This window comes from Candidatus Binataceae bacterium, assembly GCA_035508495.1.
GTDB lineage: Bacteria > Desulfobacterota > Binatia > Binatales > Binataceae > JASHPB01.
The window spans coordinates 80,113-105,132 of the sequence record DATJMX010000025.1; the positions used below are offsets into that span (position 1 = coordinate 80,113).

Annotated in this window: 25 protein-coding genes; 10 read left to right on the plus strand and 15 right to left on the minus strand. The window is 60.1% G+C overall.

Going from position 1 to position 25,020, the window contains the following annotated elements; genetic code table 11:
* Positions 1-3: 3 nt before the first annotated feature.
* Complete coding sequence (locus VMA09_09010; GenBank protein ID HUA33729.1) at positions 4-537, plus strand: carbon monoxide dehydrogenase subunit G; 534 nt, start codon at positions 4-6, stop codon at positions 535-537.
* 88 nt (positions 538-625) lie between these two features.
* On the opposite strand, the gene VMA09_09015 is transcribed toward VMA09_09010, so the two are convergent.
* The 3 genes from VMA09_09015 to tldD all read right to left on the minus strand — a co-directional run bounded on the left by VMA09_09015 (position 626) and on the right by tldD (position 4,360).
* Entirely contained in the window at positions 626-1,438 is an 813-nt protein-coding gene (locus VMA09_09015) for a Crp/Fnr family transcriptional regulator (protein ID HUA33730.1), read from the minus strand.
* A 109-nt stretch (positions 1,439-1,547) separates the two neighbouring features.
* The gene (locus VMA09_09020) at positions 1,548-2,897 is read right to left on the minus strand and encodes a metallopeptidase TldD-related protein (GenBank protein HUA33731.1); all 1,350 of its coding nucleotides are present in this window, start codon (positions 2,895-2,897) and stop codon (positions 1,548-1,550) included.
* Between the two features lie 14 nt (positions 2,898-2,911).
* Positions 2,912-4,360: a metalloprotease TldD gene (gene tldD, locus VMA09_09025; protein ID HUA33732.1), complete on the minus strand. Its 1,449-nt coding sequence runs from the start codon at positions 4,358-4,360 to the stop codon at positions 2,912-2,914.
* 111 nt (positions 4,361-4,471) lie between these two features.
* On the opposite strand from tldD, the gene VMA09_09030 reads away from it, so the two are divergent.
* Positions 4,472-4,729, plus strand: a complete 258-nt coding sequence (locus VMA09_09030; GenBank protein HUA33733.1) for a hypothetical protein — start codon at positions 4,472-4,474, stop codon at positions 4,727-4,729.
* 12 nt (positions 4,730-4,741) lie between these two features.
* On the opposite strand, the gene VMA09_09035 is transcribed toward VMA09_09030, so the two are convergent.
* The 6 genes from VMA09_09035 to VMA09_09060 form a co-directional block, all read right to left on the minus strand.
* Entirely contained in the window at positions 4,742-5,191 is a 450-nt protein-coding gene (locus VMA09_09035) for a CYCXC family (seleno)protein (GenBank protein HUA33734.1), read from the minus strand.
* A gap of 5 nt (positions 5,192-5,196) precedes the next feature.
* On the minus strand, positions 5,197-5,754 hold the full coding sequence (locus VMA09_09040) for an SCO family protein (GenBank protein HUA33735.1): 558 nt from the start codon (positions 5,752-5,754) through the stop codon (positions 5,197-5,199).
* Between the two features lie 153 nt (positions 5,755-5,907).
* Positions 5,908-6,216, minus strand: a complete 309-nt coding sequence (locus VMA09_09045) for a hypothetical protein (GenBank protein ID HUA33736.1) — start codon at positions 6,214-6,216, stop codon at positions 5,908-5,910.
* 65 nt (positions 6,217-6,281) lie between these two features.
* The gene (locus tag VMA09_09050; GenBank protein HUA33737.1) at positions 6,282-8,540 is read right to left on the minus strand and encodes a hypothetical protein; all 2,259 of its coding nucleotides are present in this window, start codon (positions 8,538-8,540) and stop codon (positions 6,282-6,284) included.
* Positions 8,516-10,282, minus strand: a complete 1,767-nt coding sequence (locus VMA09_09055) for a hypothetical protein (GenBank protein HUA33738.1) — start codon at positions 10,280-10,282, stop codon at positions 8,516-8,518. Before VMA09_09055 ends, VMA09_09050 begins: the two co-directional genes overlap by 25 nt.
* Before the next feature lies 1 nt (position 10,283).
* Entirely contained in the window at positions 10,284-12,035 is a 1,752-nt protein-coding gene (locus VMA09_09060) for a hypothetical protein (GenBank protein ID HUA33739.1), read from the minus strand.
* A 208-nt stretch (positions 12,036-12,243) separates the two neighbouring features.
* On the opposite strand from VMA09_09060, the gene VMA09_09065 reads away from it, so the two are divergent.
* From VMA09_09065 to VMA09_09075, 3 genes are all read left to right on the plus strand, one after another.
* Positions 12,244-12,795, plus strand: a complete 552-nt coding sequence (locus VMA09_09065; GenBank protein HUA33740.1) for a glutathione peroxidase — start codon at positions 12,244-12,246, stop codon at positions 12,793-12,795.
* A 285-nt stretch (positions 12,796-13,080) separates the two neighbouring features.
* A complete protein-coding gene (locus VMA09_09070; GenBank protein HUA33741.1) occupies positions 13,081-13,605 on the plus strand; it encodes a Spy/CpxP family protein refolding chaperone in 525 nt (174 codons plus the stop codon).
* Between the two features lie 116 nt (positions 13,606-13,721).
* The gene (locus tag VMA09_09075) at positions 13,722-13,904 is read left to right on the plus strand and encodes a hypothetical protein (GenBank protein ID HUA33742.1); all 183 of its coding nucleotides are present in this window, start codon (positions 13,722-13,724) and stop codon (positions 13,902-13,904) included.
* A gap of 123 nt (positions 13,905-14,027) precedes the next feature.
* Here VMA09_09075 and hpnI read toward each other — a convergent pair whose 3' ends face one another.
* The 5 genes from hpnI to ggt form a co-directional block, all read right to left on the minus strand.
* The gene (hpnI, locus tag VMA09_09080; protein HUA33743.1) at positions 14,028-15,212 is read right to left on the minus strand and encodes a bacteriohopanetetrol glucosamine biosynthesis glycosyltransferase HpnI; all 1,185 of its coding nucleotides are present in this window, start codon (positions 15,210-15,212) and stop codon (positions 14,028-14,030) included.
* A gap of 70 nt (positions 15,213-15,282) precedes the next feature.
* Entirely contained in the window at positions 15,283-16,722 is a 1,440-nt protein-coding gene (gene hpnJ / locus VMA09_09085; protein ID HUA33744.1) for a hopanoid biosynthesis associated radical SAM protein HpnJ, read from the minus strand.
* A gap of 152 nt (positions 16,723-16,874) precedes the next feature.
* Positions 16,875-17,864 carry a lysylphosphatidylglycerol synthase transmembrane domain-containing protein gene (locus tag VMA09_09090; GenBank protein HUA33745.1) on the minus strand — a complete coding sequence of 330 codons (990 nt, stop codon included), beginning with the start codon at positions 17,862-17,864 and terminating at the stop codon, positions 16,875-16,877.
* Positions 17,842-19,548 (minus strand): glycosyltransferase family 39 protein, encoded by a 1,707-nt coding sequence (locus VMA09_09095; protein HUA33746.1) that lies wholly within the window; start codon positions 19,546-19,548, stop codon positions 17,842-17,844. Before VMA09_09095 ends, VMA09_09090 begins: the two co-directional genes overlap by 23 nt.
* Before the next feature lie 39 nt (positions 19,549-19,587).
* Complete coding sequence (ggt, locus tag VMA09_09100; protein HUA33747.1) at positions 19,588-21,306, minus strand: gamma-glutamyltransferase; 1,719 nt, start codon at positions 21,304-21,306, stop codon at positions 19,588-19,590.
* Between the two features lie 131 nt (positions 21,307-21,437).
* Between ggt and VMA09_09105 the strand changes: the two genes are divergently transcribed.
* The 3 genes from VMA09_09105 (at position 21,438) to VMA09_09115 (ending at position 23,525) form a co-directional block, all read left to right on the plus strand.
* Positions 21,438-22,256, plus strand: coding sequence for an enoyl-CoA hydratase-related protein (locus VMA09_09105; protein ID HUA33748.1), 819 nt, complete (start codon positions 21,438-21,440; stop codon positions 22,254-22,256).
* Between the two features lie 122 nt (positions 22,257-22,378).
* Complete coding sequence (locus VMA09_09110) at positions 22,379-22,801, plus strand: SRPBCC domain-containing protein (GenBank protein HUA33749.1); 423 nt, start codon at positions 22,379-22,381, stop codon at positions 22,799-22,801.
* A gap of 109 nt (positions 22,802-22,910) precedes the next feature.
* Positions 22,911-23,525 carry a glutathione S-transferase family protein gene (locus VMA09_09115; GenBank protein HUA33750.1) on the plus strand — a complete coding sequence of 205 codons (615 nt, stop codon included), beginning with the start codon at positions 22,911-22,913 and terminating at the stop codon, positions 23,523-23,525.
* Between the two features lie 77 nt (positions 23,526-23,602).
* On the opposite strand, the gene VMA09_09120 is transcribed toward VMA09_09115, so the two are convergent.
* The gene (locus VMA09_09120; GenBank protein ID HUA33751.1) at positions 23,603-24,091 is read right to left on the minus strand and encodes a universal stress protein; all 489 of its coding nucleotides are present in this window, start codon (positions 24,089-24,091) and stop codon (positions 23,603-23,605) included.
* A 183-nt stretch (positions 24,092-24,274) separates the two neighbouring features.
* Between VMA09_09120 and VMA09_09125 the strand changes: the two genes are divergently transcribed.
* A complete protein-coding gene (locus VMA09_09125; protein HUA33752.1) occupies positions 24,275-24,505 on the plus strand; it encodes a hypothetical protein in 231 nt (76 codons plus the stop codon).
* Between the two features lie 139 nt (positions 24,506-24,644).
* Positions 24,645-25,013 carry an Hsp20/alpha crystallin family protein gene (locus VMA09_09130; protein ID HUA33753.1) on the plus strand — a complete coding sequence of 123 codons (369 nt, stop codon included), beginning with the start codon at positions 24,645-24,647 and terminating at the stop codon, positions 25,011-25,013.
* Positions 25,014-25,020: the final 7 nt, after the last annotated feature.

The window sequence follows — 25,020 nt, forward strand, 5'->3', positions numbered from 1 at the left end:
CGAATGAAGATTTCCGGTGAGCAACCTTTGTCTGCCCCGCGCGATGCTGTGTGGGCGCTCTTTAACGATCCCAACCGGCTGTCGCGGCTGATTCCCGGATGCGAAAAGCTCGACATCCTCGCTCCCGACGAATACTCGGGCACCGTCAACGTCGGTATCGCGTCGGTGAAGGGGGTCTATACCGGGAAGATCAAGATCGAAGACAAGCAGCCACCGCAGCACTACAAGATGTTGATCGATGCCAAGGGCAAGCAGGGCTTCATTCGCGGCTCGGGCACGCTCGATCTCGAAGCGAACGGTGGCGCCGCGACGATGGTGAAGTACGCGGGCGACGTACAGGTCGGTGGCCCGCTGATGCAGGTCGGGCAGCGCATGATCGAGAGCGCGTCGAAGATGATGCTCGGCCAGTTCTTCGCCGCGGCCGAAGCTGAGCTGAAAGCGTCGGCGGTGGGCGAGGTCGCCCGCCAGGGCATCATCATAAACTTCTGGCGGTACCTGGTGAGACTGTTCAAGTCGATGGTCGGCGGCAGCAAATGATCACCACAAAGGCACAAAGGACACCAGGTACACCAAGCAGAAGTTCTTCTTAGTGCCCTTCGTGCCTTGGTGGTGATCTTTTTTCTTCTTACGCGCTGGCCGCGGTAGCCGTCGCACGATGATTTCGTCCGCTGCGCGTGGTTCGTGGTGCCCGCTCGACGACGGCGCTTTCGCCAGCGTCCTCACGGCGCGCTTGAGTCATCCCTTCGAGCTTCGAGGGCGAGAGCAGGATATGCCGCCGCCCCGAGCGAACGAGCGTGCCGCGCGCCGTCATTTCAGTGAGCAGCTTGCTAACCATCGGTCGCGAACTGCCGATCATTTCGGCCAGTTCCTCTTGCGCGAGCTCGGGCAGGAGAAGAGTGCCGCGCGCGTCGGGCACGCCGAAGCGCTCCGCCAACTCCGCCAGCACGAACTCGAGCCGCTTGCGCAGCGACATACCGAGGAAGGACGCATAACGATACGCCACCGACGACCACATCGTGTTAAGCGCCGTTCCGATCTTGATAAGAGCATCGGGCTCCAGGCCCTTGAGCACCTCGGTGATATGATGCCGGGTGAAGAGCGCCACGCATGAGTTGGTCAGTGCCTGCGCCGCGAAGAGCTGCGAGCGCTCGCCGCGGGCGTCGGCGAAGTCCGCGTATCCAACCAGGTCGCCGGTGCCGGCAAGCTCGACGAGCACCCGATCACTGCCGGGCCGAACGTTGACAACCTTAACCACGCCGCTCATGACGGCGAAGATCACATCCGCAGGTGAACCTTTAGTGAAGAGCTCTGCGCCTTTTGGATAGCGCAGGATGATATGGCGCTCCAGGAGTGCGCTCACGGTCTGTTTTGGGATTCCAAGCGCGAGCAATCGCGCCATTAGTTTTTCTTGTGCTTGCACCGTTGCCTGCGGGTTCATGAATACACTCCTGCGGCATTTCGCGCTGTCGGAAAGCCTTACAAGCAGTTAGTCGCTTTGCTTAGGAAGGTCAAGCGCGATGGTGCAAATTTGCAACAAATCGACTGAATCAAGCTCCTGCGATAGTCATTTCAGAAATCTTCACGGTCGGTGACGCCGTCGATGAACGCCAATGAAGATCGTTCCCGACCATTTCTATGTTCTTAAGCATTTCCTTGAGGTTTCCCGCGATCGTTATCTCTTGAACGGGATAAGTCAGCTCACCGTTCTCAATCCAGATTCCTCCGGCACCGCGAGAATAATCGCCGGTAACCATATTAACGCCCATACCAATCAGTTCCGTGAGGTATAGTCCACTCTTCACCGAGCCAATGATCTGTTCCGGCGTGTACCCTCCCGGAACCAGATGCAGGTTGGTCGTGGAGACTGAAGGAGCATCGCCGACGCCGCGTGAAGCGTTGCCGGTCGGCTTCAGATTGAGCTTTCGCGCCGAGTAGCAATCGAGCAAATATGTTGCAAGCCTGCCACCTTCGACCAGATTTTTGCGATTAGTCGGTAGTCCTTCGCCGTCGAATGGCTTCGAGCCAAGACCACCACGAATGAGCGCATCGTCGATGACGGTGACGCATGGCGCGGCGATCTCTTCGCCCAGGCGATCGATCAAAAATGAAGCGCCCTTATACAAAGACGGTCCTGAAGAGGCACCCGCGATCGAGCGAATCAGGCCCGCGGCCATGTCGGGATCGAAGACAATGGGCGCATGGGTCGTTTTGATCTTCCGCGCGCCGAGGCGGCGCAGCGCTCGCTTGGCCGCCATCAATCCGACGGCTTCCGGCTCCTCGAGGCGGTTGTACTTGCGGTTCGATGTGTACCAGAAGCCCTGCTGCATCGAGTCGGCATCCTGCGCGATGGGAGCACACACGAGCGAGTATGACGTCCCCGCGTAGTCGCCGCTGAAGCCCTGACTATTTGCGAACAGGACTTCGTAGCGGCCGGAGCTGAACTCTGCGCCTTCGGAATTTTTGATACGCGAGTCGGCGCCGAGCGCGGCACGCTCGGCGGCACGGGCGAGCTTCAAACCTTCGTCGGCACTCACGAGACCCTGCTCGCCATCGACCAGCTCGAGCTCGGGAAACGTTTTCGCTTGCAGCGACGGGTCCGGCAATCCCGACCATGGATCCGGCGAAGTGAGCCGCGCCATCGTAACGGTGTGCGCAATAAACTCGGCAAGGGAATCACGCTCGAGCTCCGCCGTCGAGGCGGTCGCCGAAGATTGTCCGGTGAACACGCGCAGGCCCAGGCGGCGTTCGCGCGAATGCTTCAGCTTCTCGACCTCGCCGAGCCTGACTCCCGCGGACAGCGACTCCGCCGAGATGCACAGGACTTCCGCTGCGGTCGCGCCGTGCTTTGCGGCCTCGCTTAGGGCCCACTCGACGAGCGTTTGATCGATCGTTGCCATCGTATCTGAACCTCTTACGCGCGCGTGCCGCCGACCGTGATTCCGTCGATGCGAGTTGTGGGAAGTCCGACGCCCACCGGCACCGATTGTCCGTCCTTGCCGCAAGTCCCGACGCCGGCGTCGAGCGCGAGATCGTTGCCGACTGCGGTGACGCGGGTCAGCACGTCCGGGCCGTTGCCAATCAGCGTCGCGCCCTTTACCGGCCGGGTGACGTGACCGTCTTCGATCAGGTACGCCTCGCTGGCGGAGAACACGAACTTGCCATTGGTGATATCGACCTGGCCGCCGCCGAAGCTCACGGCGTAAAGCCCGTGCTTGACCGACTTGATGATGTCGTCGGGATGCGACTCACCGGCGAGCATGAAAGTGTTCGTCATGCGCGGCATCGGCGAATGCGCGAAGCTCTCGCGCCGGCCATTGCCGGTCGGTTCCATCTTCATGAGACGCGCGTTCATGCGATCCTGGAGATAGCCGCGCAGGATTCCTTTCTCGATCAGCACCGTGCGCGTTGTCGGTGTGCCTTCGTCGTCAACGTTGAGGCTGCCACGGCGATTCGCAATCGTGCCGTCGTCGATAACGGTGCAGAGTTCGCTTGCGACCTTTTGCCCGATTCGATTTGAAAACGCCGACACGCCCTTGCGATTGAAGTCGCCTTCGAGACCGTGGCCGATCGCCTCGTGGAGCAGAATCCCCGGCCATCCCGGTCCTAGTACGACGACCATCTCACCCGCGGGCGCATCGTCGGCGTCGAGGTTGATGATCGCCTGGCGCGCTGCTTCGAGCGCGTACTCCTTCCAGCGCTCGTTCTCGAGGAAGTAGCCGTATTCGACGCGCCCGCCGCCGCCGTAGCTGCCGATCTGCCGGCTCTTGCCGTCCTCGGCGATCACGGTGACGTTGAGGCGGCACAGCGGCTGGATATCGGCGGCGATCTTGCCGTCGCTGTTCACGACCATCACGAGTTTGCGCTCGGCGGCGATCGAGGCCATCACGTTTTTGACGCGCGGATCATGCGCGCGCACCACGCGATCGATCTCGCTCAGCAGCTTGGCGCGATCTTCGAGCGGAATCTCGAGCGGCGTCGTTTCGATTTCGTAAAGATTGTGCCGTGCGACCGGAGTACCGACCTGGATCGCGCCGGGATTCGCGCTGCGCTGGTCGGCGATCGCGCGCGCCGCCTCGGCCGCCAGGCGCATCCTGTCGATCGTCACCTCGTCGGAGTAGGCGTAGCCGGTGCGATCTTCGGCGCATACGCGCACCCCCACACCATGACTCACGCTCTTGCTCGTATGATTGACCATCGATTCTTCGAGCGCGATTCCTTCGCTGCTGCGATACTCGAAGTAGAGGTCGGCGTAGTCGGCCTTGCGTTCCAGCGCTGCGCCCAGGATTCGCTCGAGGGCGCGCTCGTTCATTCCAAATCGGTTGAGGAAGAACTTATCGGGAGCAATCAATTCATTGGGCATCGTGTTTTCCCGCCTGTGTAGCCAAGTCTAACACGCAATGACCGCCAAGAAACCTGATTTCCTAGCCGCGCAGGTTGGCGAAGCGCGCACGAAACCGGCTACGATTCGCTCATGGCGGGCGCAACGCGGGAAACGCTCACGATGGTCGATCGGCTGATGCTCCAGATGATCGCGCAGCAGGAGAACAAGGTGCTCGAGATGGCGCGCCGGATTCATCCCGGCGTTACGCCCGAAGACATCCGCAACCCGCAAGATTTCCCCGACCTCGTCAGCAATCCTGAATGGAACTTCGAAGACGGCATCCTGGCCGGCCTCAAGTCGGCGCACATGGCACTGCGCGCGCGACTGATCGAAGAGACCTCGCGCTAAACCGGGCTTCGTTTATTCCCGTCCGCTGAACTTGTCCCGAATCGCTTCGCGTATCTGCTCGACCGGCGACCCGTTCTCCGACATCCGCTTGGCGAGTAGCGCCTCGCCCGTGCATATCGCGCAGGTTGCGCCGTGGTTTCCGCGATAGCAGTCGAGCAGGTTCCTATGGCCGTCGGTCTTGTCGCAGCCGCAATAGCACCACAACTGCGCGAGCAGCGCGGGATTCTCGCCGGCGAATTCGTAGGCCTGTTTAACTTCGCCGACGAACTGGTTCGGATCGAGCGTCAGCCGATCGGGATCGCTACTCGTCTTCGAAACTGGATCGCGAACGCAGCAGCATCGGCCACCGACGCACATCGGCGGGTCGCCAGACGCGAGCTGCGGTGACGCACGCGAATGCCATAAGTAAATCGTCCCGAGCGCGACGGATATCAGCGCGGCGATCGCGATTTTTCGTTTCACGATCGTCAACCGTTGCCGCCCGTCTTCTTGAGATCGTCAACAATGTCCTGCGCTTTGACGACTTCGCCGTTGTACTCGTGCACCATGCTGCCATCCGCGCCGACCATCACCATCTCGACGACGTGGCCGACTTCGCCATTTGGCTCGTGCTCGCGGATGATTTTGAAACCGGCCAGCGCGCTATCGACCTGGCTCGGCGAGCCGGTGAGGAAGTACCATCCCTTCTGATCGGCGCCTTGCTGGCGTGCGTAGTCGAGCAGCTGCTTGGGCCCGTCATGTTCGGGATCAACTGTGATCGAGACCAGCGTGTACTTCTGGCCGAGCTCGCCGCCTAGACGGAGCGCGACGTTAGCGAGCTTCGCGGTCTCCATCATGCAGGGACCGGGGCACGAGGTGTAAATGAAATCGACGAGCATCGGCTTGCCGCGAAGTGATGCGAGCGAAACGGCATCGCCATTCTGATCGACGAGCTTTGTATCAGTGAGAACAGTGGTTTGATCGCTGGCAGTATCGGATCGACTACAGCCGGAAATCGATAGAACTATCGCAGCTCCCAGTGCCACCCCTGTCAATCCGATCCACGATCGAATTCTGTCCGAAATAAAAGACTGACTCATTTCCTGTCTCCCAAAGATGAAGGTCCACACCACGCTAAAGCGGCACCGCACGTTGTCATGCGCCGCGACTCTGGCAATCCCGTTAAACGAATAGGCGGGTCAGGAAACAGATTTTGGCGGCGGCGTATCCGGGGTGATTTTCAAACTGACGCGCGGTTGCGGGATCTCGCTCGAGGCTTCATCAAATGGAAGCAGCGTCGGACGCAGCAGCATTGGAGCAGGGCGCGCCAACGTAACTGAGAATCCGGCCGCCGCAACCTCGAGCGGATGGCATAAGTCCAGACTCAACGAAGGCTGCCCCGAGTCTGGAAGCACAACAATGCCGGCAGTGAGCGGCAGGCCTCCAATCAAAAGCATCAGCGCGAGTATCGCGCCAATGAAGCGTGTGTCGGCCTTCTTGAAACGCATTACGAGCCGCGCGCGTCGCTACGGTCGAATGAGAATTACTCCCGGTTCCAGTCGAAGTCCATCGCCTACACTTCCGGCCGGGGCCGCCGATAGCGAACCACAACGAGTAAAATCGCGATGAGCGCGACGATGGCTACGAGATGGTCGCGCCACCGATGGCGTTTTACTGGTGAAGTGGCAAGGTCGTGCCGCCGATACAGGCGCGCGTAGCCGCTCTCGACTATCAGGTCGTAGCCGTCGGTCCAGTTTCCTGCTGACGCGGGAGGCGCGGCCTGGACGAGTATATACGGCGGACGGGCCGCGATTGCCGCGGCGAATTCATCCATGCCGCGCACGCGGCCGCCCATCTGATAGAGGTTATCTGGATGATGGTCGAATTCCATCGGGTCGTCGTCGATTCCAGTGAGTATTGGAAACTGCAAGAGCGACCACGATGACGTATCGTGCGCGAGGTGCAGAATATGTGTCGCAGTTGTAATACGCCCCGCGGCGATCTCGCTTTGCAGCATGTCGATCACCGGACGTTCGTCATTGCCAAAAGTCCAGCGCCGGTCGGAATGACCCGCCCAGTAGCCTATCGCGGCGGTGTGAAGATTGAATGCCCATTGCTCAGTAATCGAATGCTGAACCGAATCGTAATCGACGGGGTTGTCGAACTGATACCAGGGGTAGATGAGCAACGTCATGACCAGGAAGAAAACCGCCGGCCGTGACCATCGATCGTAGGCGAGTGAGATTACAAATCCGGCCGGGAACACCAGGAAGTAAGGAATCCAGTAGTCCCACAGCTTTATAGCCACATCCCACAGCATCACCATCTTTGTCGATTGGTACTGCGGCATGTGCGCGAGCGCATCGATATATTCGCCCGCGAACAACAGCGAAAGCGCGATCGCTGCGAGGCCCGCGTATGGAATCGGCGCGTCGCCGCCATACCATGAAACAAAAATCGCGGCGATCAGCCCGGCAAAGCAAAATAGCGAAAGCAGGGGCAAATCTTCCGCCACCTTATGAAATAGCGAGAATCGCTCCTCTGATTGCCGCGCGAATAGTACAAGTATAAACAGTGCAATCAGGGCTATATTCAGCACGCGCAATGCGGTTGGATCGCCGGTCGGCGAAGTCGGCGGGAGCAATTCGCTCGACATCGCAATCAACGCTGCGCCTGCGACAATAGCAAGTGCGAGCACCAGGTAAGGCAACGCATGCGCGGTTGAGATTACGATGTCAGGAACTGCGATCAGTGTCGCCCCTGCGAGGCAGCCGATTCCAACCAGGAATCGGCGATAGTCCTGCTCCATTAGCCAGAAGAGAATTCCCGCCGCCGCGACGATCATCGCAAAGGCCCCGTTCAGGGAATGCGAGGCGACTGCCGTGCCGAGCATCATCGCGCCGAGCGCAATCAGGCTTCGCCGGTGCGACGGATCGAGCAGGAATGCGATCGCGAGTCCGATCAAGGCGAAGTCGTTCGCCGTGCCACGCACTCCCTGCGCGCGGCGGAACAGGCAGGTCCAGAAAAGCAGGAGCGCCGCAAAGCCGCCGGCGCTGTCGTTGAATAGCGTTTTGCCGAGCCGCCAACATGCGAAGATCAAAAGCGCGCAAATCGGCATCATCGCCTGCGACTGCGCGAGCGCTCCCGCTCCTTCATGAAGATCGGCGCCTAATCCCAACATCGTCAGGAACAACTCAAGCCCCGGGGTCTGCGCCGCCGGTCCCCAGATTCCATACGCGGCGTTGTCAAAAGGCAGATACACGCCGAAGGTGATGATTCGTTGGATAGACGAAGGCACCGCGAGAACGTCCATGAACGGCGCGACCGGCGATGCGAGTTGCAGCGGCACCATCGACAGCGCCAGCAATACAGTCGCAAGCAGGGCGAGCTTCGGCCCGGTGCTCAGGCGCAGCGGCGGAAGCGGTGGCGGATGAAAGCACAACCAGGCGACGCCGAGCGCGAGCATCGACCACAGTGTTAGTGTGTTGAACATCCCGAGCGGGCCCAGGACTACGCCGAGGAAATATCCGAGTACCCACAGTCCTCCGACGCCGCCCAGGATCGCATCTAACAACTCGATTTCAGGATCGATTCGTAAGATTAAGCCGGCCAGAACCGCGCTGCTGGCGGCCCAGAAAAACCAGATCCGGGCGGTGGCCCAAAGCGTCGTGGGCAGCACCTCGGACATTCCATGCCAGGCGTCGATCCAGCTCAGGTGATAAGGGAAATCACGCAGACGCCAGATAGCGAGCGTAGTGATGATCGCGAGCACGACCCATACGCCAAACCAGAGATCGCGTTCATTACCTAGGCTGTCTTTTCGAGTTTCCAAATGACGATCGCCGCCGAAATTGTGACCAGCGTTATTAGTAATGCCAACAGTATCCGGTCCGGCACATATATCAACTCGATACTATGCCGCCCGGCCGGCAGCCGAATGCCAATCAGTCCGCCATCACTGTATAGCTCGCCGTCGCCAATCGAGTGCCATCCGGGATACGCGTTCTGGTTGACAATCAGTGAAGTTGGGCCTGGCAAATCGACGTCGTAGCGCAACCGATTCGGCGTCCACAGCCTCTGATTCACCGTTCCGCCACCAAGCAAGTAGTATTCGCCGCGGTAGCCACTCTGGTTGTATCCGCGCGGATTTTCCGGGATGTCGTTGTAGCCGTAACCCTGGCAGTTCACCGAGGCCATGTTCGCGAGATTGATCTCTGTCATCATCCCGGTATTCAGGGTCCAGAACTGCCGGAAACTTGCCGAATAGGGCGCCCGCTGGATCGGATACATGAACAGATATCGAGCGTTGGGTGCGCCGACAATCCAGCTATCTATTGTGCCGATGATCAGTAAAGTAACCGCCAAGTACACGCCTCGTGGCCGCAGGTTCGCGCAAAGGTAGTCCGCGCCGTATGCGGCGATCACACCAACGCAAAACACGAAGGGAATGAGATAGCGGCCCGTTAATCCAGTGCTCGAACCCATCGGCAGATAAAGTAGGATGAATACGAAGGAATGTTGGCCGGTCCATCCGCGTGCGAACAGTATGAAAACGATCGCCGGCAAAACCCACGGCAGCGATTTGACCGGCCGCGCGACGAGGCCGACTGCGGCGAGAAAGAGGAAAGCGAGAGAAATATACGCACCGTATTCGCACCACGCGAACTCGAATCCGATTCGCGGCCGAAACAGATCCTGGTCAGGTGACAGTAGGAAACTCCGAATCAACTGCATCGAGATCGGTTCGATGCCGAACGGATGCTTCGGGTAAATCGCGAGCTGCTGCGACATCGGGATCAACCTGAGCGCGGCAAAGCCGAGGCCGAACAAGCCGATGACGGCGCCGCTGAGAAACGGCCGCGGACTCCGCTTGATCAATGACAATATTACGGCGACCATTGCGATCACGATCGTCGTATATAAGAAGGTGTAATTGCCTTCTGTCAAAGTCAGGGCGGCCAGTAATCCGCCGATCACCGCCGGAAAGAACTTGTTCGATTCGATCGATTCGAAGAGTAGCGCCGCAATCCAGGGTAGATATGCGCCCGGCAGAAAGTTGAGATGACCGACGGAGAGATGCAGGTAGAACCAGGAGCTGGCGGGAAATACGACCGCACAGACCGTGGCGGCGATCCGGTTCAGGCCAAGCATCCGTCCGAGGTAATATCCACCCGCGAACATAATTGCGAGGTGCAAATAGATATCCAGATCGATTCCGGCAACCATCCCGAACATCAAGTAAAGGAGAAAAAATGGCGTGACGATCGCCGACTCCGGATTCGAGAGCATGCCCATGCCGCCGCATTTGTAGGGATTCCAGAACGGCAGCTGATGAAAATGTACGACGGTCCAGTACGGCACCCATCGCAGTTCGGTGAAAAGATCGGCGTCGCCGTTCGACGGCAATCGCAACAGGTGATCATAGGCGAGCGGACGCGTTATCCAGTTCGCGAGACTGGATCCGAGCTCGCCCACGGGACTGAGCGTCGGATAAAGAAAGGCCGCCGCAAAGACCAGGGAAGCGGCCGCCAGCCACAGTGCTTCGCGCCGTGAGATAACGGCCGTGCGGTCCAATCTAATAGCCTTTCATCCACAAGACGAAGGTCGCCATCAGACCGAGAACCGAAATGGCAAACGCGAGCGCAAAGTGCGGCGGCCGATACCTAAGCGAGACATCCTGCGTGCTCTGCGGCAAATCGATTGCCAGCAGACCGCCGTGATCGGCGATGTCGCCCGAGCCGTCCGCGAGGCGCCAGCCGGGAAAGTAATTCTGGTTAACTATCAAGCGAGTGGGCGATGGTATTGCTATGTGATAGTCGAGCCGCGCCGGAGACCATTTGCTCTGGTTAACCGCCCCCGGGCCGGCGAGATAGTATTCGCCCCGATAGTTAGTTTGGTTAAATCCCGAGACACGTGTACTTGAACCGAGATCTTCTCCGTATCCCCAGCAATGAATCGTGCCCAGATTTGCCTCGTTTAGTACGGTCATTGTCTGAGTGTCGCTGTACCAGAACTGCCGAAACTGGATGTTGTGCGCGATTGAATCCACGGAGAAGTGAAACAGGTAGCGTAGATTTGGCGGACCGACCATCCAAGCGTCTCCGAGTCCTAGAACTATGAGGCCAATGACTGCGCGCGACCCCCATGGCTTGAAGCGTTGGGTCAGGAAGTGCGCGCCGACCGCAGCCAGCGGCGCGAGCGCAAAGACAAACGGAAAGATAAACCGCGTTGGAAACGCGATATTGCTACACAGCGGCAGGCGCCGCAAAAGCTGCAGCGCGCAGTACGGCCCGGAATCTCCGCGCGCGATCAATAGAAACACTATTGCCGCGACCACCCATGGAATCGCCTTGAGCCTGCCGGCGGCGACACCGATAATCGCCAGCACCGCGAACACCGGCGATATATATGCCCCGTAGCAAGCAAAGACGAACAGGCCCTTAATATTACGAAACAAATCCTGGTTCCGCGAGAATAGAAAAGTAGGAATCCACGCGAGAGTATCATCTTCAGGACCCCTCCATCCCACCCGCGGATGGAGCGCCAGCGTACCCGTAACCGGGATCAGCTTGACCGCGCCGATTGCCGCGCCAAAACCGAGAATGATTAGTGCGCCAATGAGCGGCCATATCCTTCGCTCGAGTGTCGCCATCGATACGGCGACGAGCGCGATCATCATCGCGGCATACACAAACGTATAGTTGCCCTCAGTCGCACTCAGGGCGAGCAAGATGCCGCCCACGGCTAGAGGTGCAATCTTCGCGCGCTCAAGACCAATGAGAAACAACGCCAGCATCCAGGGCCAGTAGGCGATCGGAAATGTGAGCGTCAGGTTGCCCAGCGAGAGTTGCAGGTAGATCCAGGAGGTCGAGAGGAACACCGACGAGAGCGCGAACCCGGCGACACTCCCGAGCCCAATCACGCGCGCCAATACGTATCCGCCTGCGAACGCGAGTGCCAGATGCAGAACCAGTTGGATATATAGTCCGAGGGTCGGTCCCGCGATCAGATCAACCAGGAGAAATGGAGTGATAACGACGGCTTCAGGGTTGCCCAGCAATGGCATCCCGCCGCACTTGTACGGATTCCAGAAGGGAAACTGATGGAAGTGAGTAATCGTTTGATGTATCGCCCAACGAAGTTCATCGAACATGTCCCAGTCGCCATTGAGCGGCAGACGAGTCAGATGGCTCCAGACCGGGCCGGTCCCTATCCATCCGGAGACCCCCGGTCCGAGGTACACGATTTCGCACATCAGCGGATACGTGAATACGAGAGCGAAGCCGACAGAGGCGGCCGCGAGCAGGGCTACTTCGCGCCGCGTCATCCGCGGCAGCCATGGGTCGTGAGATGAGATTGACGATCCTGCGGCGCTCATAGGGATAAGGGTGAATGTTGAGCAGGCCAGAACGCCATCATACGGTCAAAGAGGACTACACTGCAGAGGTGCGAATGTCTACATTGCCCTTCTTGCCTACTTTGCGTTGGATGTCCTAACGTCAGGCGATCGAATTACAGCGTCCGGAGGGATGACCATGAGTTCTCAGCTCTACGACTTCAAGGTTCGCCGCATCGATGGCAGCGAGACTTCGCTGGCCGAGCACAAGGGTTCGGTGATGCTGATTGTTAACGTTGCGTCCAAGTGCGGGCTCACGCCGCAGTACGCGGACCTCGAGGCACTGCACGAGAAGTATCATGACCGCGGCCTGGTGGTGCTGGGCTTCCCGGCCAACGAATTCGCGGGCCAGGAGCCGGGCAGCAATGCCGAGATCAAGGAGTTTTGCGAAACCAAGTTCGGCGTGAAATTTCCGATGTACGAGAAGATCGTCGTCAAGGGCGAAGGGCAGCATCCGCTGTATCGCTACCTGACCGAGACCCGGCCGAGCTCGCGCAAAAATCCCGACGGCCAGTTGCGCCAGACGCTCGACAAGCACGGCCTCGGACCGAAGAATGAGACCGACATCATGTGGAACTTCGAGAAGTTCCTGGTCGATCGCAACGGAGAGATCGTCGAGCGTTTCGCCCCTGACATTTCACCCAAAGATTCCGCGGTGACGAGCGCGGTCGAGTCTGAACTCGTGAAGTAAACTGCTGACTGCCCCGCTCGGATGACGGGCGGGGCAGCCTTTTGTGCCTCTTTCCAACCATGTAGAAATGTCGCGGTATTCACGGATGCCGTGAATTTTTTTGCCCCCGCACGTCATCAAGTTACTTCACATTTTTACGTAGACTGTTGAGCTTTTCGCGGTGGTCCCGGATTTGCTCACTACACCCCTGTGCATTGAATAGGCACTCGCGCGACTGAAACCGAAAAAGTTTCGGCGACTCGCGGTGTGGAACGCATAAACCAAACGGTTCAGGGGTAAAAGCAAATGATTTCTTTCGTTAAACATCCGGCCGCGCGAGCGGCTTCCGTAGCGGCGACCCTGCTAGGTGCAGTCGTTTTTGTCACCCCTTCGTTCGCCGCTGGAAATTCCCAGGACGCCCAGCCCAAGACCAACATGGTCCTCGCCAGCGCGTCATCCGAGAAGGCGGTGAGGACAGAGGCTCCAGGGCCGGCTGCAGTCGAGGCACACATCAAGGAACTGCGTACCAAGCTGAAGATTACCGAGGCTGAAGAGCCGCAGTGGAATAACCTGTGCCAGGTGATGCGCGACAACGCGCAGGCAATGCTGGATCTCGAGAAGCAGCGTGCGGCCGACGCGCAGTCGATGAATGCCGTCGATGTCATCAAGTCGTACGAACAGGTAATCGAAGCGCACGAAGATGGAATGAAGAAGTTCGTGCCGGCATTCGAGGCTTTCTACAACACGCTGTCGGATTCCCAGAAGGCGACGGCCGACGCGATGTTCCGCAGCAAAGCCCGAGCTTCGGCGCGCGAGACCGCGCAGAAGTAACCCGACGCCGCGATTGAAATGGAGCCTTTATGAAAGACAGCATCGAACGTAAGCCATTACGGCACACGGTCACGAAGATTCTATTTGGCGTTTCGCTCATCGGGCTGGCATGCGCGATGTCGGTAGGCACCGCCAGTGCCCGCTGGCATCACCATGGTCACTGGCACGGTGGCTATGCCGCTCCCGATTACTACTATGCGCCGTCGCCTGGATATTACACGGCGCCCGAGCCCTATGAGTATTACGGACCGCAGCCGGCACCTCCGCCCTCAGGGTTCGGCCTCTTCTTCGGCTTTTAAGCTTCCGGCGTGGGAAACTGGATCCGGGCTCGTCGGCGCAACGTGCGCGCCGACGAGCCCGCTCGCGATTAGTCAGTTATCGCAACTGACTATCGGGGCCGCGCATTCTCTGAAACAGGAAACTTAAGCGCTCAGGCGTTCGGGACGGGTCTCATGGCCGTTGAGCTCGCGCATCGCGCCACCGCGAAGAATCTGAAATTCGCGACCGCCCCATAGCACGCGGTTGCTGATCAGGCTGGCGAACCAGATCCCCGTCATCACGAAATCCTTGAGCAACACGATCCATGAATCGCGCAACGGGTTCGGCAGCTTCAGAATACGGGAGATGATCGAGGACATCGCGACGCGGGCCGTGATGACCGCGGCGAAGGTCGCGATCGCAAAGGGGCTGAACAACGCCGCGAGCATCAGCACGATCCCCCAAAACGGGCCGTGCGTGAAGATCGTAAACAGACTGATCGGGCGCGCCGTTCTATAGGTCCGGGCCCAGCGGAGTTGATGATTCCAGAATTCGGCGAAGGTCTGCTCTTCGCAGGTCAGCGTCACGATCGAGCTCGACAGCTTGATCTTCCAGCCGCGCTGCGAGACGAACTGACCAAGGAAATAGTCGTCCGCTAGCATGTTTTTGACGGAGCGAAAGCCACCGATCGAATGTAGCGTTTCGCGCTTGAACGCCATCGTTGCGCCCATCGTATACTGCATCGGCTCGATCGTTTCGGAAACGAGAATCTGCGGGAAGAAATCGGTGTTGGCAAATGACGCCTCAAGCCGCGACGCGAACGTTCCGCATGGCCGCGCGCGATACGCACACGTGACGGCGCCGATCTTTTCGTCCTCGCCGAATTCGCCGACGATACGCCGCAGATGGTCGCGGCTGACTTCGACGTCGGCGTCGCTGACGGCCAGGATCTCAGCCTTGTCCGCGCGCTCGGACATCTTAATCACTTTGGCGATCTTGCGATTGCTGCAGCCGGGCTCCTCGCCGACCACCAGGGTTATGTTCTGGTATTGATAGCGCGGACGCAGCGCGACGGGCACCTCTGTCGCACGATCCTCGTAGTCAGAAACACCGAAGTAGTATTCGACGCGCGGGTAGGCGATTTCGAGATAGCTCGAAAGATTCGCTTCGAGGCTTTCGTTGATGCCGTGCAACGGCTTCAGGATCGCAACACGCGGCGCAATTTTTGGCAGCGATGGAATCGGGGTGCGAAGCCGGCGCGCGAAACGCAGCGCCAGAATCGTCGCTACTACATAATAGCCGAGCGACACTGAGACACCGGCAAGCGCGATATCGATCACGAGGTTCATCGCTTAGTGAGCGCGGTACCGCTTCAGCTCTGCGCTTTGAACATGAACTGCAGTTCTAGGCGAGGTGGCGTCAAGCCGCCGCTTGAGAGGCCATCTGATGGCGCCGCTGGCGCATCGTGGACAGGAATTGCATTCCCTCCTTGAGCATACGTTTGGCGTCCTCCCGCGAGGACACCATTTTCTTTACCGACTTGAAAATATAGCGAGGGCGGAAATAGAAGCCGCGATAGAAACGCTCCACCGCGCCGTAGATCTCGTCGTTGGATAGCCCCGGATACTTGATCGTGCACTTCTGATAGCCCGACTCGTCGAGCAGCGGATCGACGGCCAGATAGCCATTGGCCGTGACGTATTCGAACAGCTCAGTGCCGGGATAGGGCGACGCGAGCGAGACCTGGATCGTTTCGCAATCCATCTCCTTCGCAAACCGCATCGACTCTTCGATGGTGTCCTTGCTCTCGCCCGGCAGACCCAGGATGAAGGTGCCGTGAATCAGGATACCGATATCGTGGCAGTCCTTGGTGAAACGGCGCGCGCGATCGAGTCCCACGCCTTTTTTGATGTTCTTGAGTATCTGCGCGTTGCCGGATTCATAACCGATCACGAAAAGGCGCAGGCCGCCGTCCTTCATGATCTTGAGCGTTTCGTAATCGACGTTGGCCCGCGAGTTGGTCGACCATGTGATCCCGAGCGGCTTGAGCAGCTGCGCGATGCGCCGGGCGCGCGCGGGATCGGCGGTAAAGGTGTCGTCGTCGAAGAAGAGTTCCTTCATCTTCGGGAACTTGGCCTTCATCTGCAGCACTTCTTCGAGCACGTTCTCGGGGCTGCGCACGCGATAGCGATGGCCCTGCGTGACCTGTGGCCACAGGCAGAAGGTGCATCGCGCCGGGCATCCGCGCCCGGTGTACATCGAAACGTAAGGATACTGACAGTAGGGACTGTTATACTTGAGGTAGTCGAGATTTTTGTCGTAAACCTCGGTCACGAACGGCAGCTTGTCGAGCTCCTCGTCGGTGAGCGACGGTCGATCCGGATTGTGCGCGATCGCACCGTTCTTGCGATACGAGATTCCGCCGATCGTGCTCCAGTCGCGGCCCTCGGCAACTTCGACCATCGAGTGGTCGAATTCCTTACGTCCGGCGATATCGACGGCGGTCGAAAGCTTCAGCACTTCGTCGGGACGCGCAGTAGGATGGCCACCGACCATCGCGATTATTGCGTCGGGATTGGCAGCTTTGATCGATTCCGCCGTCCGCAGATCCATTCTGAGCGAAGGCGTTGAAGTATGAATCACGACCAGGTCGTAACCTTTTGCCTCGTCAATCGTCTTTTCAACGGTATAGCCGTGCGGAGGTGCGTCCAGCAGCCGTGCGCCGGGTATCATGCCGGCGGGATACGCGAGCCACGTTGGATACCAAAAGGACCAGACTTCGCGAGTTGCCTGATAGCGAGAACCGGCGCCTCCGTCGAAGTCATCGTAGGAGGGCGGATTTAGGAAGAGAGTCTTCATCACATCCATAAGAATCGGGTGTCTCCGGTGCCTGTCCGCTTGGTTAGTCAAGAGAATATACATGCGCAGGTCGGCGAGGTGCAAGATTTCGGCAGTATTTCTGCGCGTTATTAGTAAGCTCACCCGACGTAGCAGCTAAAGCATGATAGAAGTCACTTAGAGGTCAATGGGGGCGTTTGAGATGAGCTGACCGGCTGGCCAACAGGGGTCGGGGTCGTGATGAAAGCGATCGCTCCCGTCAGCCCACCGAGCATGGTAGCCGCAAACCACAAGAGTCCCAGCGCGATCGCGTCGTCATGGCCGATACCCGCCATCCCCAATAAGAAGAGGTAGGCAGTTTCGCGGAGTCCCAGTCCGTTGAACGTCACGGGCAGGCTCGCCGCGACATTGGCAATCGGAACTACCAGAACGAACAGCGTGAGCTTGGCTGACAGGCCGAGTCCGCGCGCCAGCATCCATTGGCAGATGGCGAGCGAGATATGCAGTCCCACCGACAGGGCGATCGGAATCATCATGGTGCGCGGGCGATGCAGATACAGCGCGATCTCCTCGCCGGCGCGCCTCAGCGTTCCCGGTAACAAGTAGATAACACGAACCAGCCACGGAGCGGCGGCAAGGCCGCCTATCGTGACAACACCGATCGCGATCACTGGGCGCGTGACCGTTGGCGGCAGTCCATTGCGATTCAGAAACATCGCGGCGAACGCGGCGAGCCAGAAAAGTCCGAGCAGGCCGGCCACGCGATCGGCGACCGCCGAGGCGATCGCGGCTGCGAGCTGCTTGTGCTGCCGGCCGAGATAGATCGATCGCGCCGCATCGCCGCCGAGCAGCCCCGGCACAAACAGATTCGTGAACATCCCGATGAAGTAGTAGCGGACGTATTCCCAATAGGGGCCGCCGAGGCCGAGCGCACCAGCAAGCAGTTGCCATCGTTTGGACGATAGAAGCTGTCCCGCGATATAGACGCAGACCGCGCCGACGAACCACGCCGGATCCTCGCGGGTCAGCGTATGCAGCACCGAGCGTCCCGCAAAGCGCCACAACAGGAACGTGACGATTGCCGCGCCCAGTCCTGCGCGAATCACAAACGCGCGGTATGGATGACCGCGGCGCGGCGCCTCACCGGGAGGTTGCGGTTGCACCGTTGATGATGGCTCGTTTGTGGCCTTCGGAAGCGACAAGTTCGAAATTCCCGAGCTGAGGTTTCATTCGATCGAGATCGTCCGCGTCGAGCACGATTATTTTGCTGCCGGGTTGCTGCCACCATTCGTAGAGCGCAGGGTCGCCGATCAGGAACCAATCATTCGCGTCGGGATCGAGGCGCGAGCCGAAGTCGAGTTCGGTGCGCGGCCCGAGCAGCATCACGCGGCGCCGATTGTAAAAGGCGAGGCCCTGCACGTACCGATGGTAGCAGAGAATGCTGGCGTCGCTGGTGCGCGCGGCGATCGCGCGGCTGAGTGCGGCGTAAGATCGCAGCGGTTCGAGCTCGATTCGGGCAAACGTGCCGGCGAAAAACGCAGCCGCCATTGCGGCGACGACGGCAGTGATTCCGAGCGTGGCGCGACGGCGCAGAAAGAGCATCGTCGCGACCGCTCCGAACGCAATAAACACTGCGGCGATCGCGAACAATGCGGGCCGAGCGGCAATCACGTAAGGAGTTCTGAGGTGATTTGCGATCGCGGCCGCGACCGCGGCACTGATTCCCATCAGGATCAGCAAGCCGCCGCTTTCAACCAGGATCCGCGTATCAGGCGGTCTTAGCGCTCCGGGTTGGGGCCAGATGCACGACGCGATTCCGTCGGCGATCAGCACCGCGAGGAATGGAAACGCCGGCAATACGTAGGGAATCAGTTTGGCGCTCGACGCCGAGAACATCGCGACGATCAGAATCGCGGCGCCGAGACAGAAGCGTCGCGCGGGATTCTTCGGCGCGCCGCGCCATGTCAGCAGCGGCACCATCAACGACCACGGCAACGCTCCCGCCACGATAACAGGAAGATAGAAATAGAATGATTCGGCATGGCTGTAGTCGGGCACGAACGCGCGGCGCAGATGCTCGCCGATGAAATAGAAATCGAAATAGCCGGGTTCGCGAATCGTCATGATGACGAACCACGGCGCGCATAGCGCGATCAGGAGCGCGGCGCCGGCGATCGCGTGGAAGCGGCTCAGCACGCCGCGCAGCTCCCGCTGCCAGACGAGAAAACCCGCCATCGCAACGATCGGAATCGCCGCGCCCACGGGACCTTTCGTCATCACCGCCAGCGCCATCGCCAGGTATCCGAGCCAGCACCAGCGCCCGCCCTCGCGCCAATGCAGGTACATCGCGAACGACGCGATCGTCGTGAAGCAGGTCAGCATCATGTCGGTAGTGAGCACCTGCGCCATCACCAGGTAGAGCGGCATCGTCGCGAGAATCGCGCCGGCGAGGATCGCATGGCGGCGGCCGTAGGTCCTGAGCGTGAAGTAAAATGTCGTGAGCACGCCGACCAATGCTGACAGCGCGACCGGCACGCGCGCTGCGAACTCGTTGATACCGAATGCGTCGAACGACAGCGTCGTTATCCAATAGAGCAGCGGAGGCTTCTCGACATAGGCGAGGTAGTTGAGATGAGGCACGAGGTAGTCGCGGCTTTCGACCATCTCGCGCGCAATTTCGGCGTAACGCGCCTCGTCGGGTTCCCACAGGCCATAGCGCCACAGGTTGACGAAAAACACGAACGCCGCCAGCGCGAAGAGCGCCGCAACCAGCATCCAGTATGGAATCGATTCCGTCTCGCGAAGCGGATTTTCCGCCGCGAGCGGCTCGGAGGCCTGAAGAGACACGGATGGTGAGTCTAGCCGTGCCGAGGCGGCCGCGAAACGCTAGTAGCCCTCGGCGCCGCCGCCCTTGCGCGGATCGAACGCGCCACGCAGGTTGCCCGGCTCGATCGTCATCGCGCCCACCGCGCCGAGCATCGGCACGACCCTGAGCTTGTAGCCCATTTGCGCAAGCGAGTTGCGCGTTGCCTCGGGCATCGCCTGCTCGACGATCACGACGTCGGGCGCGGCCTGCTCATGGATACGCGGCTCGTTGACGGCGCTTGCGGGATCCATGTGCGAGCTCAGGATGTTGAGCGCAACCTGGAGCACGCCGGTGAGTATCGTAGGTCCGCCCGAACCGCCCGACGTCATATACGGCGCGTTTTTCTTCAGCACGATGATCGGCGTCATCGAGGAAAGCGGTTGCTTGCCGGGCCGGATGTCGTTGGCGGTCGCGCCCATCAGGTGGTACGCGTTGGGCACACCGGGCGCCACAGAAAAATCATCCATCTCGTCGTTGAGGATGATACCGAGCTTGGGCACGGCGACCTTGGCACCGAATGCGGTGTTGATCGTCGTCGTAATCACGACGACGTTCAGGTCCTTGTCCACGATCATCATGTTCGAGGTGCCATGATCATGCGCCGCCGGAACCGGTTGTGCTGGGGATTTCGGATGCAGCGCGCGGTCGCGTAACTGCTGGATATGCATTGGCGACAGGTAGTCGAAGACGGGCACCTTGACGAAATCGGGATCGGCGTAGCTCTCGCGATCGATGAACCCCTGCCGCATCACCTCAATGAGCCGCGCCAGGTAAGGCGGCGAATCGACCCCGAGCCCGCCGATGTCGCCTGGCTCGAGCGCGGCCAGCATCTCGAGCAACACGCCGCCCGAGGACGGCGGCGGCATCGTGTAAACGTCGTAACCCTGGAACTCGTGATGAATCGGATCCTGCCAGCGGGGGCGGAAGTTCGCGAAATCCTGCGCCGAGAGAATCCCGCCGTGCGAGCTGACGAACGAGGCGATCGCGTCAGCTATATCGCCGCGATAGAACTTCGGCACCGGGTCGTCGCCGAGGCTCCGCAGCGTGGCGGCGAGATCTTTTTCGTAGACGGTGTCGCCCGCCCTGTGCGGCGAACCGTCGGGATTGAGAAAAATCGCGGCGAGCTCGGGATCGGCTTTCATCGCGTTCGCCTCGCGCGCGATCTCGCTCGCCAGATGCGGCGACACGATGAACCCGCCGTTGGCGAGCTTCGCCGCCGGCGCGGCGACGGCCTGGAACTTCATCGTGCCGAAGCGCTTAAGGATTGTGGCGAGACCCGCAATCTCACCCGGCACCCCGACCGCGAGCGCGCCGTCCTGCGCGAGCTTCTCGTTGGCCTTGCCCCCCTGCATGTACATCGTGGGACTCGCCTTCAGGGGCGCCGTCTCGCGATAGTCGAGCGCATAAAAGCGATGCTGCCTGGCGAGGTACACCAGCATGAAACCGCCGCCGCCAATTCCGCACGAGCTGGCGTTGGTGACGCAAACCGCCAGCGCCGTCGCGACGCCCGCGTCGATCGCGTTGCCTCCCGTTTTGAGAATCTCCACACCCGCGCGTGAACCGTCGGCGCTTTCCGACACGACCATCCCATGCTGCGCGATGACGGGTTGCTGGGGCCAGGGGGCGGCAGCCGGCTGAGCCAGCGCTCGATCGGTGAGAGATAGAGCTCCAGCAAGGAATGCCAGCGCAATGCTGCCGATCCAGAACAGAGATCGGTACGAGGGTGAGCAGTTTTGCATCGCGACTTAACTAACAGCCGTTCCAAGTCGATGAAAGTGGCGCAATCGCGTCCAGTCCGCGCCATTCGCGTTAGATTTCACGCCGGGGAAGTGCTTTGATCGCGGCGTCGCCATCGCGCGGAGGATCACAAATGGAATTCAAGGAAATCATTTTCGAGAAGAAAGATCGGATCGCGACCGTCACGATGAATCGGCCCGAGAAAATGAATGCGTGGACGTCGTCGATGGGCGCGGAGATGAAGACCGCGATGCTCGACGCCGATCGCGACCCGAGCATCAACGCGATCATCGTGACTGGCGCTGGCCGCGCGTATTGCGCGGGCGCCGACATGACCGGGCTGTCGAATATTGCCTCTGGCAACGCTTCCGCCCGCGCCGCCGCCGCGCCGGACGAATGGCTCGCTGCACAGCGCGCTGACTATCGCACGACCTATTCGTGGCCGTTAGCGCTCAACAAGCCCGTCATCGGTGCGATCAATGGCGCATGCGTCGGACTTGGCTTCACAACCTGCCTCTACCAGGACATCCGCATCGCGTCGGACAACGCGCGTATGGGATTTATCTTCGTGCAGCGCGGCCTTGCGATCGAGCACGGCTCGAGCTGGATGCTGCCGCGGATCATCGGCGTGGCGCGCTCGGTCGAGCTCGCGATCACGGGGCGGCTCGTTGATGCGGAAGAGGCTCTGCGCATCGGCCTCGTACATCGCGTGGTGCCGCAGGCTGAGCTGATGAGTGCGGCGCGCGAGACCGCATCGTACATCGCGGACAAGTGCTCGCCGCTCGGCGTCTCGCAGGCCAAGAAGATGATCTACCAGCACCTGTTCACGGATCTTGCCACCGGCATCCGCGAAGACGACGAGTCGATGGAGATGATGACGCGTTCCGACGACTTCAAAGAAGGCGTCAAGGCCTTCCTCGAAAAGCGCGCCCCGCGTTTCCAGGGCCGCTAACCAACTGTCACTGAACGCCCTCCCGGATGGGAGGGCGTTTTAATTTTCAGAGCTCGAATTTGCGCTTGACAATACGTAACTCTGAGGTTACATATTAGGGCGGTCGCCAGGAATAGGCCGCAATGACAATCCGCAAATCGATCTTTGTCGGGCGCGTGCCGGAGGTCTCCTTCAGAGTCTTCTGCGAGGAGATCACGCAATGGTGGCCGGGAGGGTTCGGCGGCAAGGATACGAAGCTCTATCTCGAAGGCGAAGTCGGCGGACGCTTCTACGAACGGCGCATCGACGGCTCGGAATACGAGATCGGCAGGATCACCGCCTATCAGCCGCCCGCGATCGTCGCATTTACCTGGCGAGCACCGAGCTGGGACGTGACAACCCGGGTCGAAATCCGCTTCGCGCCCGAACGCGGCGGCACTCGCGTCGAGCTCGAGCACAGCGGATGGGAGCAGGACGCCAAGACGCAGGATGCGCGCAAGAATTACGACAGCGGCTGGGAAACGATTCTCGGCTATTTCCGCACTGCCGCAGGAGTCCAGTCGTGATCAGGGCTTAGTGCAGAACTTCTTACCACGAAGGCACAAAGACTCGAAGATAATTCTCCGACTTTGTGACTTGGTGTCTTGGTGGTGATCCGTTTCTGGGAGAAAAACGATGAAGCTCTACTACTTTCCGTCGCCAAATCCGCAGAAGATTCATTTCGCGTTAAACGAGCTCGGCCTCAAGTGCGAGATGGTGCCGGTCGATCTCACCAGGCGCGAGAGTCATACGCCCGAGTTCCTCGCGCTGAATCCCGCGGGCCGCGTGCCGGTGCTCGTCGACGGCGACCTGAAGCTGTGGGAATCGCACGCGATCCTCGCGTACCTGGGCGAGAAGACGGGCAAGCTCTGGCCGACGACGGTAGCTGGCCGCGCCGACGCGCTCCGCTGGCTCTTCTACCTGACGAGCACGATCGGACCATCGGCGACCGATCTCGCCTTCAACCGGATCGCGGCGAAGCTCATTGGCGCGCCGTCCGATGAGGCTGCGATCGCGCGCGGCGAGAAAGGCCTCGTCGATCCGATGCGAATCCTCGACCAGCATCTGGCCACGAACAAATGGATGCTCGGCGCTGACTTCTCGTTGGTCGATTGTGACTATTGCCCGACCCTTAACGTGATCGAGAAAGCCGCGTTCGATTTCTCGCCCTTCCCACGGGTTCGCGCCTACCTCGACGCCTGCCGCGCCCGCAAAGGCTGGCAGGAGACACCTAGGTTGCCGGGTCTCTGAGCGCGCAATTCATTCAAAACAAAAACGCCCTCTCGCCTCGATGCGGGAGGGCGTTCGTTGTCGTCGTTGGAAATCGACTACTTGTCGATCGGATGCTTGAACTTGCGATCGGGATGGCGAATGGTGAGCACCGGGCAGGGTGCCTTCTGCACCACGCGCTCGGCGACGCTGCCCATCAGCACGTGGGCGAGGCCGGTGCGGCCGTGAGTACCGAGCACGATCAGATCAGCCTTTTCATTCTGCGCGGTGTGCAGGATTTCGAGGAACGGCGAGCCGACCTTGAGCAGGCATTTGCCCTTGAGGCCGGCATCGCGCACGTTCTTGATCAGCTTGTCGAGCTCGCGCTGCGCGAGCATGCGCTGCTCCTCGGCGATGCGGCTCATGGCGCCGATGTCCATCGCCGGGCCGAGCTCGGGCGTCATCATCACGGGCGCGAGCGGCTGGTCGACATGCAGCAGGACGAGTTCGGCGCCGAACTTCGCCGCCATCTCCTGCGCGTAGGACAAGGCCAACGCAGAGTCTTCTGAGAAATCAGTCGCCGCCACAATTTTGGTGAAGTTAGCCACGTCCGAACCATACTGCGCCCCGAAATGGGTGGCAAGCACGGTTAAAGAGCGAGCGGGAATCAGGTGGATGGGCGCCTCGTGCCGAGGTCGCTACAAACGGTGCCAAAGAGTTTGACAGCCGGATGCCGGCGCACGACAAATGGCGTGAGCTCTCGCCTTTGGTCCAGGACACGCGTACCAAAAATGGTGCCGTCGCGCCTGTTGTCCCCGCTCATCGGATCACCTTTCGACAGTTGGTTGCGCGAGGAAAAGCTCTACGACGAGGCCGCTGCGAGCGCGATCAAACGTGTGCTGGCGCGGCAAGTCGCGGCCGCGATGAAAGAAAGCCGCCTTTCCAAATCCGAAGTGGCGCGTTGGATGGACACGAGCCGTGCCGCCCTCGATCGTCTGCTGGACCATCCTATGACGCCGTGACGCTTGGCACTCTTTGCAAAGCCGCGACTGCGCCGGCGATTCCATCGCGCAACCTCAGCAACTCGTTGCACGCGTTAACCCTCGACGTGCGACGCTGAGCGGCGTTAGTATTGCGCGGGAATCGGGGTAAAGTTTTCTCATGGCCAAGCCGCGCGCTTCCTTATTCGACGACTTCGAACGTGTCATCGATGAGTTCTTCGATGAGATGCTCATCGGGCGTTGGCGCGCGGGCGGCGAGTTCGAGCGCGCCGCCGTGCTCGACCGCGGCGATCATTACGAGGTGCGGATCGAGGCTGCCCATATCGACCCCGCGCATATCGAAGTCGAAGTCAGCGATCACAGACTGACGGCGCGCGTGCCGTCGCCGCAGGGCGAGAAGGTCGAAAGCTCGTTCCGCTTTGCCGACGAGATCGAAAATGAACATGCCGGCGCGCACTGGTCGGCCGGCGTCCTGACCATCACACTCCCCAAAAAGAAAGGGCGCCGCGTCACGCTCAAGCATTCCTGACGCTGCT